General features: G+C 38.7%; 9 protein-coding genes. 3 read left to right on the forward strand and 6 right to left on the reverse strand.

Annotated elements, in window-relative coordinates; genetic code table 11:
• Nucleotide 1: 1 nt before the first annotated feature.
• Nucleotides 2–976 (reverse strand): sugar kinase, encoded by a 975-nt coding sequence (locus KO505_RS12765; protein ID WP_216055828.1) that lies wholly within the window; start codon nucleotides 974–976, stop codon nucleotides 2–4.
• 480 nt (nucleotides 977–1,456) lie between these two features.
• Here KO505_RS12765 and KO505_RS12770 point away from each other — a divergent pair, with 480 nt between their 5' ends.
• Together KO505_RS12770 and KO505_RS12775 are read left to right on the forward strand one after the other, a co-directional pair.
• A complete protein-coding gene (locus tag KO505_RS12770; RefSeq protein WP_216055829.1) occupies nucleotides 1,457–2,932 on the forward strand; it encodes a tryptophan halogenase family protein in 1,476 nt (491 codons plus the stop codon).
• Between the two features lie 194 nt (nucleotides 2,933–3,126).
• A complete protein-coding gene (locus KO505_RS12775) occupies nucleotides 3,127–5,442 on the forward strand; it encodes an agarase (RefSeq protein WP_216055830.1) in 2,316 nt (771 codons plus the stop codon).
• Between the two features lie 96 nt (nucleotides 5,443–5,538).
• Here KO505_RS12775 and KO505_RS12780 read toward each other — a convergent pair whose 3' ends face one another.
• From KO505_RS12780 to KO505_RS12790, 3 genes are read right to left on the reverse strand one after another with little or no spacing between them, the layout of a single operon-like run.
• Nucleotides 5,539–6,498 (reverse strand): SMP-30/gluconolactonase/LRE family protein, encoded by a 960-nt coding sequence (locus KO505_RS12780; RefSeq protein WP_216055831.1) that lies wholly within the window; start codon nucleotides 6,496–6,498, stop codon nucleotides 5,539–5,541.
• Between the two features lie 55 nt (nucleotides 6,499–6,553).
• A complete protein-coding gene (locus KO505_RS12785; protein ID WP_216055832.1) occupies nucleotides 6,554–8,905 on the reverse strand; it encodes an alkaline phosphatase D family protein in 2,352 nt (783 codons plus the stop codon).
• A complete protein-coding gene (locus KO505_RS12790; RefSeq protein ID WP_216055833.1) occupies nucleotides 8,902–9,210 on the reverse strand; it encodes a hypothetical protein in 309 nt (102 codons plus the stop codon). Before KO505_RS12790 ends, KO505_RS12785 begins: the two co-directional genes overlap by 4 nt.
• A gap of 381 nt (nucleotides 9,211–9,591) precedes the next feature.
• On the opposite strand from KO505_RS12790, the gene KO505_RS12795 reads away from it, so the two are divergent.
• Nucleotides 9,592–10,860: an Ig-like domain-containing protein gene (locus KO505_RS12795; protein WP_216055834.1), complete on the forward strand. Its 1,269-nt coding sequence runs from the start codon at nucleotides 9,592–9,594 to the stop codon at nucleotides 10,858–10,860.
• Nucleotides 10,861–11,428: 568 nt separating this feature from the next.
• Here KO505_RS12795 and KO505_RS12800 read toward each other — a convergent pair.
• Together KO505_RS12800 and KO505_RS12805 are read right to left on the reverse strand one after the other, a co-directional pair.
• Nucleotides 11,429–13,285, reverse strand: a complete 1,857-nt coding sequence (locus KO505_RS12800) for a DUF5060 domain-containing protein (protein WP_216055835.1) — start codon at nucleotides 13,283–13,285, stop codon at nucleotides 11,429–11,431.
• A 31-nt stretch (nucleotides 13,286–13,316) separates the two neighbouring features.
• On the reverse strand, nucleotides 13,317–14,165 hold the full coding sequence (locus KO505_RS12805) for a ThuA domain-containing protein (RefSeq protein WP_371819998.1): 849 nt from the start codon (nucleotides 14,163–14,165) through the stop codon (nucleotides 13,317–13,319).
• Nucleotides 14,166–14,183 lie beyond the last annotated feature (18 nt).

Here is a 14,183-nt window from a genome sequence, read left to right on the forward strand (position 1 = left end):
ATTAAGACCTACTTTGTAAATTAAGTTTGTTTATCAACGTCTGATCAAATACACCTTGAGGTAAAATAGCACCTTGGTGTTGTACTACTTCTGATGCCACCATAGTCGCATTTAATAACGAATGGTTAATAGACAGCTGATTGATCCTCGATGCCAAGTAAACACCGGCAAAGGAGTCCCCTGCCGCTGTTGTATCAATTTGTTGTGGTGCAGGGACAAAAGGAATATGAACCTTTAGCTGATTATTTTGATAACCATAACTCCCTTTATTTCCCGCTTTTACAATGACTTCATCAACACCTAGTGAATAACAATAGTTTACGACGTCTTCAACTGAGTGATGGTTATAGACCTGTTGGTGTTCATCTAAACCCGGTAAAGCAATAGTCGATACTCGGTATGCTTGTTCAAACCATATTTTAGCGTCTTGTTCACCATCAAACATTTGTGCACGATAATTAGGATCAAATGCGATTTGTTTGCCTAATGACTTTAAACGGCCAAGTACTTTTATTAATTTCGCTCTATCATTATTAGTTAATATCCCCAACGAGATACCACTAAAAAACACAAGATCTACGTTGTTTAACAATGCAACATACTCTTCAACAGTACTAAACTGCATCATAGTGGTGGCGGCAGAGTTTTTACGCCAATAACTAAAACTACGTTCACCGCTATCATCTACCGAGATGGCATAAATACCAATTGAATGATCTGTACTTTTCATCACAAAAGTATCGTCTATGCCTTCTTCGGCCCAACGAGCTTTCATCGACATGCTCATTTCGTCATTGCCTATAGCACTAAACCAGTTTGTAAACATAGTTGGAAATACACGTTTGGCATAAACCAAAGCATTGTAAGTATCTCCTGCATATGATTTTTTTAACGTATGTTGAGTATCAGGACTTAACTCCATCATACACTCACCAATAGCGACAAACACAGGGGATTGACTGCAACTTTCAAACATTAAATATACTCTAATTATGATGAAGGTCTGACCGCCATCAAACAAATGGATAAATAGTGTAACTTAGAAATTACCATTTGTTAATTGTTAACAATAAATATTTTTATCTTAAATTATTACTTATTATTCATATAACCGGTATAGATGGGAGAGATTTTGCTAATCCAAATTGCGACTACCACATCAATCACATGGTAAATAACACTATTAAAATCAATTGGATAATTCATTATACAACCTATATTTTTATATACTCCTCTCCATTTATCGGAAATTTAACGATCTAATAACAATTTTTGCAAAATTGTATTACCAATCGTCATTATCAATGTTATTGCTTAATTAATACTATTTATTGATAGTTATTACATTAGGGTTATTCTCATTTGTCATAACATCCGCTATTGTTAACAATATACATAATGGGGTAATGTAATTATTGACCCGTTATCCAGTCAATTAAAAATAAGTTATTTTCAAATGAATAAAACAGTAAACAAAGTCGTTATTTTAGGAGGTGGTACTGCAGGCTGGATGACAGCAGCCCTGCTCTCTAAGGCATTAACTAAAGTTGATATCACACTTGTTGAGTCCGACCAAATTGGTACCATAGGCGTGGGTGAAGCCACCATTCCCAGTCTTCATTTTTTTAACGATATGTTAGGCATCAATTCATCTGAATTTACTAAAACAACGTCAGGTAGTTTTAAACTTGGTATTCAATTCGAAAACTGGCAGAAACCAGGCTCTAGCTATTTTCATGGCTTTGGTTCAACTGGACTGGGTATGTGGGCTGCAGGTTTTCATGAATATTGGCAACGAGGACTTGAGTTAGGGATAAGTAAGCCGTTTAGTAATTATAACCTCGAGGGGCAAGCTGCACAGCAAGGCAAGTTTGCTCACCAAAAAGACGGCCCAAACTTTGCCTATCACTTAGACGCAAATTTATACGCTAAATTGTTACGTGAAAAAGCCACTAACCAAAGTGTTACTCGTATTGAAGGTTTAGTTGAGCGAGTAAATACCGATGAAGAAACAGGTCACATCAGCTCTCTAAAATTACAAAATGGCACTGAGGTTAAAGCAGACTTTTTCATAGATTGCTCAGGGTTTGCAGGCATTCTTATAGATAAAACTTTAAAAACGCCTTTTGTCGATTGGTCTCATTGGTTACCTATGGATAGAGCCATTGCAGTACAAACTAAGCTAACAGCTCCACCACTGCCTTATACACGTTCAATTGCCAATCATGCGGGTTGGCAATGGCGGATCCCCCTGCAACACCGAATGGGTAACGGTATTGTCTACGCCAGCGAATATATGTCAGACGACGAAGCAAAAGATATATTAACCTCTAGCATCGAAGGTGAAATGTTAACTGAGCCTAGAGTCATTAAGTTTAAAACTGGCCATAGGAAAAAACTTTGGAATAAAAACTGTGTTGCAATTGGTTTAGCTGGAGGCTTTATTGAACCTTTAGAATCAACAGCAATTCATATTATTCAGCAAGGCATAATGCAGCTAATAAAGTATTTCCCAACTTATGGCATTAATGAGTTAGAAGTTGATGAATATAATTATTATATGGACATGGACTATAACGATATTAAAGATTTTATAATATTACACTATGTTCAAACCGAACGAGAAGACTCTCCTTTTTGGAAATTTTGTAAAAATATGGAAGTCCCGACAGCATTAAAACAGCGTATGGATATGTTCAAACAAACTGGTCGATTTGTGCAGCGCAAAAATGAGATTTTTAACGACTCTTGGTTACAAGTAATGATAGGCCAAGGACTCATTCCAGATCAACATCACCCTATTGCTGATGAAATGTCTGAGCAAGAATTAAAAGGGTTTTTAGATAACATTGAACAAGACATCCAAAAAACAGTCAGCACTTTGCCTAACCATGGAGAATACTTAAATCGTTTTTGTAAATCGGATCTATAAACTTTCCCCAAACACAATAAAGTAGGGTTGACATTCAACCCTACTTTATCACTTCCACAACCCCAACTCTTTCCTATTAAACTTTCCAATTGAACTAGTACATATATTTTTGCAAACACAACTTTAATATGTTGATTGTTTTTTGTTAACAATGTAGGTTGTGTGTAAATAATAATCTATTAGGCTAATAAATAATGAATAATAAAAGTACGGTAGTAAATGGGCTAGTTATCATAGGGCTAAGTTCCCTACTGCTGTTATTTGGTTGTACCAATAATCAAATGTCAGTGTCGTCAACCAAAAGCGATGCGTTTACTACAGAGACAGAATTACTGTCTATGTTACCGCAACAAACTGACATTTTAGAAAAATGGTTAAGTAACGATAGTGCTAAAGCTAAGGTAAATCGTGACAAAGAAATTTATATAGACTTTTACGCGTCTCAAAACATGTCAACGTTAACCATTAAACCTGATACACCATGGAAATTAAGTGAGCTTCCTGATCACAACTTGGCATTTGAAGTCGAAAACATTTCTGCATTTTCTACTCACTTTTATTTGTTATTAGAAAATAACCAAGGCGAATCTCAAAGTCGTTCCATTAGTATCCCAGCTAACTATGTCGGTACCCTGTACTTTCCGTTAAGTGGCAAAGAAGCCGAAACAGAAGCAGGTTTTTGGGGGGATTTACCTCCATGGAAAACCCAAGACCAACTTATGATATGGCGTTCGTGGCGTGCTGAGCAAGTTGATGTTTCAACCATTAATAACCTAACTTTTTTAACGATAGGATTACTTGAAGATACCGCTATAAAAGTAAGTGACATTAGAATTAGAAAAAACCCACCGACCGATCCTAATTGGATGAAAAACGTTTTAGATAAATTTGGTCAAAATGCACAATCCAAAACCCAATTACATATTGATAACAGCGCTCAGCTATTAGTTAGGTCACATGCTGAATTAAAAGAGTTAGAAAACGCCTCTCCTGATCCACTTAGATCAAAATTTGGCGGTTACAATGCAGGCCCTCAATTGAAAGCAACGGGGTATTTTAGAACTGAGAAAGTAAATGGCAAATGGTGGATGGTAGACCCTGAAGGTTATGTCTATTTCTCCCACGGACCGGCAAATGTCCGAATGGCCAACTTATCTACATTAACTGGAGTTGATTTTAAAAACGATAACGTGCGTTACCGATCACCTGATGAGCTGACACCTGAAGACTCTATGGGTATTGTCAACATCTCTGATAATGTTAGAGAGAGTCGTTATATCTCGTCTCAATTACGAAAAGACTTATTTGAATGGTTACCTGAATACAGTGATAAATTAGCGAAACATTACAGCTATCGTCGTTCTACTTTAAAAGGTGCTGTACCACATGGCGAGACGTTTAATTTTTACCGTGCCAATTTAGAACGTAAGTACGGTGACGACTTTATGGAGTCATGGTATGACGTAACACTAGCAAGAATGAAAAACTGGGGGTTCACTTCATTTGGTAACTGGGTTGATCCAAACTTTTACGGCAAAAAACAAGTGCCTTATTTTGCGAATGGCTGGATTATTGGTGATTTTCAAACTTTATCCGGTAAAGTTAATCATTGGGGGTTAATGCCCGATCCGTACGACCCTGTTTTTGCAAATCGTGCTAGAGCAACCATAGAGGCTATTGCCAAAGATATTAACAACTCACCTTGGTGTGCTGGTATTTTTATCGATAACGAAAAAAGCTGGGGAGAGCGTGAAGGTAGTGTAGAAGCTCGGTATGGTATTATCTTAGACGCCCTATCTAAAAACGCTTCACAAAGCCCAGCTAAAGCGGCTTTTAGTAAACATTTAAAAGCAAAATACAAAAACATTGATCATTTAAATCAAAGTTGGCAAACGACAATTGCAAACTGGACTGCCTTAGACAAAGGTGTTGAATTCACTCAGTTTTCACAAGCCCAAATAGCTGATCTATCTAAAATGTTAGAATTACTAGGGGAACAATACTTTATCGTTGTTCACAATACGCTTGAGGAAGTATTACCTAATCATTTATACATGGGGGCAAGAATGGCCAACTGGGGCATGCCTGATGAAATTATTAAAGCATCAACCACATACTCTGATGTGCTTAGCTTTAATATCTACGAAGATGGTATGCAAGATCATTACTGGAAGTTTTTAGAAGACGTTGATCTACCAGTTGTTGTTGGTGAATTTCATATCGGCACCGCAACCGACTCAGGCATGTTTAATCCAGGGATAGTTCATGCAAGTGACCAAAAAGACAGAGCCAGAAAATACAAAGCGTATATGCAAAGTTTGTTAACCAAACCTTATATGGTTGGAGCGCATTGGTTTCAATATGTGGATGAACCAATTACCGGTCGTGCACTTGATGGAGAAAATGCCAATATAGGTTTTGTAAACGTTACTGACACTCCTTATCCTGAATTAATTAAGGCGGTTAAAGAAGTAACTGGCAAGATGTACCAGCAACGTTTAGCCAAATAAAACCTTCAAAATAGTGGTAAATATTAGGCCTGAACTTAATGTTCAGGCCTCCTTTTCTTAAAAATTATATTTAGAAATCTATCCAGCAACTAGAAACTAATCGGCGTGTCTCAATTTCAACCGTCTTAATTCTTTATGGGCTGTTAAATATAGAACTGACTCATCACCATTAAATGCCAAGTTTGCAGTAAACCCAGGCATGGCTATTTGGGCTAACAATCGCTTGTCAGAAGAAAATATCCAAACCCCTCCAGGACCTGTCGCGAAAACAGTTCCAGTACTATGTACTTTAAGACCATCCGTTGTGCCATGCTTTATGCCTAAAAACTTGGGTTTAAATAACAAAGATTTATCAATGACATTACCTTGTGCATCTAACAGGTATTGATACCAAGCAGGCTCAGCGTCGTCAGATACCGCAACATAAAGCTTGTCCTGACTTGGTGATATAGCAATACCGTTTGGGAATGTAAGTTCGTCATCAATTAGAGACAATTTATTGTCCACTGACAAACGAAAGACCCCTTGAAAGTCGAGCTCCTTATTAGGGTCGTCCATACGTTTTGGCAGTCCATAAGGTGGGTCTGTGAAAAACAAGACCCCAGAGTTATGCAAAGCGACATCGTTCGGACTATTGAGTCGCTTTCCCTTATAGTGGCTGACAATATGTTGGACGCTTGTTGCTTTGACACGCTCAGTCATTTTCAACTTCGCAACCGTTCTAGTCGCTGTTGACATCATCACTAATGAGCCCTCAGCATCAAATAACAAACCATTGGCTCGGCCACTTGGGTATAAAAAGTCAGTAATACCTTGTGATTCACTATACGAATGTATTTTATTATTGGGAATATCTACAAATAATAAACGTTGATTTTTATCGTCCCAAACGGGCCCTTCCGTCCATTCAAAACCTGATGTAATCACTTCCAATTTTGCATCAAGATCAAGTAAATCAAGCGCTTGTTTATCGTAGATCGTGTATGCCCCCTGTTTCATCAACATAGGGGGCAGTTCTGAGGCTTGAGCATTTGTATTGCAAAAAAATAAACTCAAAATCAGATACTTCAATGGTTTCTTAATCTTTGTTATCTTTTTATCATCTGTAAAATCAAACACTCTGATTTTCCGATTGCTTGATTGTTAAAGGCCAACCATCAAATTGATTGCTCGCTTTGCCATCTGTGATGTCCACCATGAATTTATATGCTTCCATAGTGTAAGTTTTCTCTTCCTTATCGAAAGTAACAAAACCAAAACCACTACTTTTTTCATGTGCCATTACATATCTATTTTTTGAGCGACTAACTTCTGGATTGCCTATGGCATAAATATAATTTTTATTGCCAAAACTATCTAAATATTCACCGGTATTCGCCATACCGTGCTCCGGACGATGAGTGTACTTCAAACCTACATCATCAGGTCGCCACCAACGTTGCCAACCAACCGCAATCGCTGGAGTGCAGAACGCCCAGTTACTATCACGATGTTTCTCTAACCCATACTGAGAAAGACTTGGTAAGTGCGTGTCTCCACAAATATGTAAGGCTTTAGACCCTTTTATTGCTTCTACAGCTCGATTGCGACCTGAAGCTGGCCAACCATTAGCGTCGAAGTCATACTTTAAATAATGTTTAGGGGTCATTTGATGTGTAGCTAAACTTGCAAAAATTGTTTGAGATATCAGAGCTTTCAGCTTATGTTCTCGCCAATCATGGCTCCACTCTTTCAAAAACTGTTCTTGGCGTTCACCCAACAAATGTAAATCTGGAGCGTCCCATTTGGGATTAATATAGTTAGGTTCTTCTTCATTGCCAGAGGTGCCAACTTTTATATCTAATCGTTCTGGGCCACTTTTCCATTGTCTATCTGCAACAATTGCAAAACTAACATCACCATAAATTAATTCACCATAATAAACACTCAAGCCATTTTTTGAAGGTGTAGGATCAATAGGTTTCATATGATGAGCTGTATGAGTGCGATGCACGACATTCAACATTCTAATTGGCTCAATATACCCTCCGGTTTTGTCTACTCGGTTCTCTTCATGAGCAGAAAATGGCATTGGGCTGCCCCCTTCACCCCATAAATTACCTTGCAACACGTCATGATCGTCCGGCAAGCAAATTGTTGGAGCATTTCTCATGGCATCTCTGAAAGCCCACCCAAATTGATAATACTTTCGCAGGTAATTTAAAATCGCCATTTTAGCTGGCACTCGGATCATGCCAAAGCCACCGTGGTTTTCATAAAGTTGATCACCAGAGAACAGCACTAAATCTGGGTCCATTTTTACTACGTTATTAGCAACAGGCTCATATGGAAATGCATAATCATTTTGACATGTCAGCGACGCCATACGCATTTTTCGTCCAGAAGGATTAGCCCTAATCATTCCTTCATAAACATCTAGTTTTGTACTGCCATCGACTTGTCCTTCGCCATAAACAACTCGGTAACGAGTTGATTTCTTTTCATCCCAATTGGCTATTCTAAATGATGCAACCCAAGCATCGGTATCCAGTTCAGCTTTACTGATGACCTGCCAACCCCCATCTTGAAAGGTTTGTAAAATCACTTGTTTAGAGTCTTTTTCACCTAGCGGGCCAGTAAGCACACTCAGGTTCATAACATAACCTTCGTCACTGCGACTGTTGTTTAAGGTGTACATAGTCCAAAGGATAGGCCCAAACTTTTGCTCAACTTTATTACTGAATGCTGCTCCCTCTATTTGCCAATTTTTAAATTGATAACGGCCACCATCACTACTGGATTGCTGTGGTCCACTTTCAAAAGAAGGGATTTCAAAATTACTCACGACAGCGAGGTTTCCTAGTAACTCTTCGCTGGCAACCAAAGACGCCATACGACCAAGAGATTCACCACTGCTCACCGATTTAATTTCAACATTAAGGGCAACTAACTGTGCTTGTGGGGCACCTGAGATTATAATTTCTAATTCTTCATTAACATTGGGTCTGGATAGCGGTTTACGTTTATCTCCTAGCGCTATTTGATTAGCAATTATCCCTATGTCTAGACCTTGTTGCACAAAACAGTTACTACGATATTCATTTATTTCGCTGCGAATGCCAAATCGGATAGACGCGCCGCCATCTTTAATACCCTGTTCTGCTAATTTTACACGTACAGACGTTCTGAATGCTTTGGTGGTATCAACCAACTGATGTTGTAATGAGTGCACGCTACGTTGACCACCTGTTGTAATGCACTCTGCAGCACCATTGTTTATTCGCCAATCTTCCATTGGATTGGCCCAATATTCACCCCCCAACCAAACTCTGTCGTGGGTATTACTCCAGCTGTCTTTAATTGTATTGTGTAACACAGGTTTACTGATCATATTTGTGGTTTTTGTTGAACACGCTACGCTTGTTGCTGCTATACCAGCTGCAAATAATTTTAACGCATCGCGTCTAGATATTTCGTTTTTCATTGTTCATTACCTGTATTTTTTGAGATAAAGAGTTTAATTTTAAAAGCATCACCAAAAGTTAAATCAGAATGATGTTGTGATTTAGGTCTTAAATAATTCCGGTTATTTATTTTGCCGTCCATAAACGAGAACCTTGTATTTTCGTAAACTGAATGAGCGTAAGTCCTATCTACCATCATTCCCTTCTGGACTAAGTTCTCAATACTCGGCATTGAAAATACTTTATATTTGAATTCACCATCATAGGAATGTAACCGATTTGCGCCATAGGCTGTTATGCCATAGTGATTGAGATCATCGATCAAAATTAACACCACATTTGTTTTAGAAACCCTTTCAAAAAGAATTGACGATATGTCCCTTGTATTTGTTTCTATGCTATTACACGCCAACAAACTCAATGATGTTAGTGACAATAAAGCTCAGCGAATCGATTCAAACATTTATGAATTTCAGTATTTATATAAAGAACATAACAATATAAAAATATACAACTTAGTCAACTGTTTTTTGTTGACAATATTAATATTGTAGGCGCTGAGCCCCTTAGGCATTTGTAATAACAAATTTAGCTTTATTTCAAACATCACCGATTATTGTTTATTATAAATTGTTAACAAATTGTATTTTTGTTTAATATTCTGGTAACTTCAGTACCTCAATATCAACTGAAAGCTTATAAAAATATGAACACACTAAACCTAAAAAAATTTTCAATTATATTGTCTATGATCAGTTCATCTCTGATTTTAGGCTGTAACTCAAATAATGACGAAAACACGTCTGTAAATACAGTACCGAGCGCACAAAATGATACGTTAACCGTCGATGAAAATAGTCAAACAGGCTCGGCAAACCAAATTGCCGTATCAAATAACGACGATATTGGTGCTAACGGTAGCGACGGAGATGATTACAGTGTTACTCATTATCCCGTTTACGGTGATGTAACTGAAATTTCTGATGGCGTATTTCAATATATTCCCTATGAAAATTTCACAGGAAACGACTCATTCACTTATGCGCTGACCGATGCTGATGGGGACGAAGTAACAGCGACTGTATCAATTACAGTAAACGAAATAGAAAACCAGCTTACCGTAGATCTATTTAACAACATGGACCCTAGTTTACCGTCTTTTGTATCTATTTCAGATACCACGCCAACAGGAAAGTCTTGGGTTAAACTCGAGTCTATGTCAGACGAATTTGAATCTTGGGATAATTCGAAATGGTTCAAATCATCGTGGAACTATGGCGTCCCGGTTTTTATGTCCACAACAGACGAAAACTCAGGTGTTACCGACGGGAAGTTATGGCTTAAAGCAACATTAAATGAAAGCAACCCTGAAGGGCGTTGGTTCCAAACTGCTCGAGTTCACAGTAAAGCCGAAACCAAATACCCTATGTATACCGAGGCGAGAATAAAAACCTCCCATCTATCAGCCTATACAACATTTTGGTTAAACAATGGAGACAGCGACAACAGAGATGAAATCGACATTATAGAAAATAACTCAAACCCTTCATGTGGATGTAAACCTGAATACCCTAATCAAATGAACTCTCAGTATTTCCAAGCAGATTCAAACAAAGACCCTCAAACCGTTCGTGAACATGGTAACTTTTTGCGTTCAGGTCTGTCGGATGTCAATCCGCTAAAAAATGTGGGTTGGAATGAGGATTACCATATTTATGGTGTGTGGTGGCAAGATGCCAACAACCTGCAGTTTTATTTAAATGGCGAACCAGCAGGAAAAGTCAAAGTCGGTGAGCATTTAGATGGCCAAATGTACGATCGTGAATTTACCAGAGATTTAGAAATAATATTTGATCTTTGGACTAGTGAAGCGAGTTGGGTGGGCGGTCTTCCTAAAAAGTCCGAACTCTCAAACAATGACGTAAATACGGCATATATTGATTGGGTGAGAACTTGGAAGTTAGAAGATCAATAACACAATAATTTAGTAAATGAGATAACTAACGAGCAAATAAAAAAGCTCAGAATTAAAATTCTGAGCTTTTCTTCCTTTCCATTCGCTGATCAACTTCGGCATTAATTTCAGTGTAAAACTGACGTAGTAGTGTTCCAGTGGCCGATAACTACTTTGTGCTTAGATTTTCGCTTAATATGTTCAAAAGCTTAATGTATCAATGGGTAAATATTTGGCTTGTAACGTCACTGTGTTGACAATAAGTCAGGTACCCCTGTTCAGCCAGTTATCTCGTTATTAACCCAACGACTAACCAACCCCTAACGGCAACCCTTTCAACTAAATAATTACCCATTAAATAAATATTATTTCCTATCGGCAATTGAAGGAATGAGCTCTTGTGGTATATCGAGCACCTTATCATCCGCACCTTTAGCAAAATTACTTATGTACGTATCGTTTTGTTTATTCCAATCCACTTCAATTCTTTGATCTCCCAAAAAAAATGTTTTGCGTTTTATTTCTCAAAATAGTGGTAACCGGATTGTAAGTAGCCTCAAACACAACCTGATTTCCCTATTGACTTACATTACTGCTGGATTTTACGAACCAAAATCACCCAGTCTTTATCTGGATTGTTTGGTGCAGCGCCTAAATCTTTTTGATGTCGAACCCAAAAGTGTTTAAATGGCTTGTTTTGTAACAATTGAGTTACTGAGCCTTGTTTTAATTCACCACCGTTTCTTGGGTCATACCATGACACACTATAATTCGCAGGCTCCCCAGGTAATTTAAGCGAAACACCTGCTGATGCATCTTTGGTGTAAACAACATAAAACTCATTATCTTTGGCTAACACCCAAGCGTTTGTAGCCCAATCATCTTTGTTGACGGCATTAGGTAAATCTAAATTGGTGATGTTAAAAAAGTCGATAGCGTGTTTGGCTTGCGACCAAAAGTTATCTCTGGTTCGCCAATCTTGCGCGGTTAAATCCGAGTGTTTATTTTTATAACCAAAGTACCATTCAGTGCCCCACGCGCCTGCGGTTAATGCGCCCCATAAACCATTTGAACGCGCATCAAAATGTTCAGGGTTTAGTGCATCAGAACGCAAAGCGTATTCAGCGTCACCGGGCTCATCTACTGCGATAGCCAATGGTCGGCCATTATTAACAGGCCAATCTCTGAGACGTTTAACCGCACCATGAATTTGTGAAAAATCGGGTGAGGAAGTTTGCACTGAAGCGCCTGTATATTGGCTGTTGTTGGCTGCTATATCATGAAAGTATTGACCATTGTGTATGACTCTGTGGTGTTGATACGGATCGGTTTGTTTAAAGTACTCAGCCATTGCCAACCGCTGGATGGTGGTTTGTGGTGGTGTTGGCGGATTAGGATGCCATTCACCATTTTCTTCTCCTAAATTCCAGTTAAGCGCTAAGTGATGCCCAAAGCGCGCTATTAGTTCGCGGTAATAAAGCTTACGTTCAAGTCCCAATCCACCATTGTCTAATAGACCCTGATTTTCCACTTCTTGTGTCTTAAAGTGTAAAAACAGACCTAAAGATTGAGCATGTTCAAACACCATTTCCCACTGCGCCAATTTCGACACATCAAAGCGTAAAAAATCTTTATTATCGACATAAGGAAATACATTTTGATCGTCGCCAACAATATTAAGCGTTAAGAATGAAATCGAGTTCATGCCTTTACTGGCAATATAATTCAGTGCGCCGATCAGCCCTTTGCCTTTTTCAGATTTGAACGTAGGGTCCCCCTTTTGCCAGTCTCGAACATGAGGTTGCCAGGTTTTGACTAAATTATCTTTAAACCCATCGTTTTTAAATCCGCCATCAAAATCAGCGTACGACAGCAAATTTTCAGGAGAGTCAGGTCCTGCTTTTATAAAATATCCACCTTGATCCGCAAACCTTAAATAGGGCTTATTAACATATTGTAGACGGCCGTATGCTCTAAAATCTGGACCTCGTTTGTCCGTGGCATTTACTTCAAATGAGCCAGATTGCCCATCCATAAAACCAGCACTCAATCCTGTTTTATTGGTTTTCGCAACGGCAACATAATTACCTTTTATAAAACTCGCCTTCCAATTCCATAGGCCTATTTCATCTGGACTGAAGTGCACACGCCACTTATTGCCTGAATCAGCACTGGTATTTTCCGCATTCCCATCTGCGGCAAAATACCCGGGAACGAGGTAAGTAGCTTTGGCCTTTGAATGGGTAAACAATACGTTCAATTTATAGTTAATGAACGGATTGAAGTTATCCTGTTCCGATACATTTGGCCCAGCAAATTCAAGAGTGATCTTGTGCCATTTTTTCAGCTCACCTTGAACTGAAACTGGGACTTGAGCTATAGAACAAAAAGAAAATAACGCTAATAAACCATACAATCTCATCGATAGTGTCATGTTGCGAAACATAGAAAACGCCTTTAACTTAGTTATTCAAGCTTTACTCTAAACCTGCTGCCCAGCGAGTGCCTTTTGCCAGTATCGACATAAAGATTGTGTCTTGGAATGCCGTCGAATCATGTCCAAGGGGCGTATGAAATACTCGGCCCTTATGGTATTTAATGGTCATAAAGACGGGTTCATTCCGTCCAAAACCATTAAATTTTTTATCGTCGTAAGCCGTGGCTAATATGGTTAAATTTTCCGCAGGACCGCGCAACCGGTTATATAACTCGTCTTTACTGTGACGCCAACTAGTTGGTAAATCTTGCATAATTGGGTGGTTTTTGTTTCTCACTTGAATATCAAACTCATGTTGATGCCCATGACCTCCGCCATTCCCCGGTGTCATATCCCTTCGTAATTCACCAGCGTCGTCGAAATAGAGGTAAGGGCCATCTTTCTCAGTACGACCACCCCAACCACCTAACCCAATCATTTTGTTATATTCAACCCATTGTGGAAACGAATTGTTGGCCGCGTGAACAGTGACAAAACCACCGCCATTTTTCATATATTGCTCAAACGCTAATTGTGTTGATTCTGGCCAAGGCGCTGCTTGCCAACCAAAATTGGAAATCACAACATCATAGTTTAAAAATGTAGGACTGAATGTGGGATCATGTTTCGGTTGTTTAGAAGCTTGATGTTTTCTGCCATCTTGAGCTGGAAATTGGGTTATTAAGTCTTTTCCCATCCAAGTGAATTGGGTGCGATAAATATCAACCTCGAACTGCCCAATGCCCTCCAAGTAACCTTTCATCATCTGGGTTGTTTTTGGCCAGATAGCATGGTTATTTTGGCCATCAATAATCAGTACCTTTAGCTTAGGTTCAGCTTTATTAATCACCGAGCAACTAAGCAAAAA

This window comes from Psychrosphaera sp. F3M07 (assembly GCF_018860345.1).
Taxonomy (GTDB): Bacteria; Pseudomonadota; Gammaproteobacteria; order Enterobacterales; family Alteromonadaceae; genus Psychrosphaera; species Psychrosphaera aquimarina.

Bases quoted from the DNA above. Each gene is read 5' to 3' on its own strand.
- KO505_RS12800 (WP_216055835.1), bottom strand. From the start codon at position 13,285: ATGTTTCGCAACATGACACTATCGATGAGATTGTATGGTTTATTAGCG.
- KO505_RS12765 (WP_216055828.1), bottom strand. From the start codon at position 976: ATGTTTGAAAGTTGCAGTCAATCCCCTGTGTTTGTCGCTATTGGTGAG.
- KO505_RS12795 (WP_216055834.1), top strand. From the start codon at position 9,592: ATGAACACACTAAACCTAAAAAAATTTTCAATTATATTGTCTATGATC.
- KO505_RS12785 (WP_216055832.1), bottom strand. From the start codon at position 8,905: ATGAAAAACGAAATATCTAGACGCGATGCGTTAAAATTATTTGCAGCT.
- KO505_RS12770 (WP_216055829.1), top strand. From the start codon at position 1,457: ATGAATAAAACAGTAAACAAAGTCGTTATTTTAGGAGGTGGTACTGCA.
- KO505_RS12775 (WP_216055830.1), top strand. From the start codon at position 3,127: ATGAATAATAAAAGTACGGTAGTAAATGGGCTAGTTATCATAGGGCTA.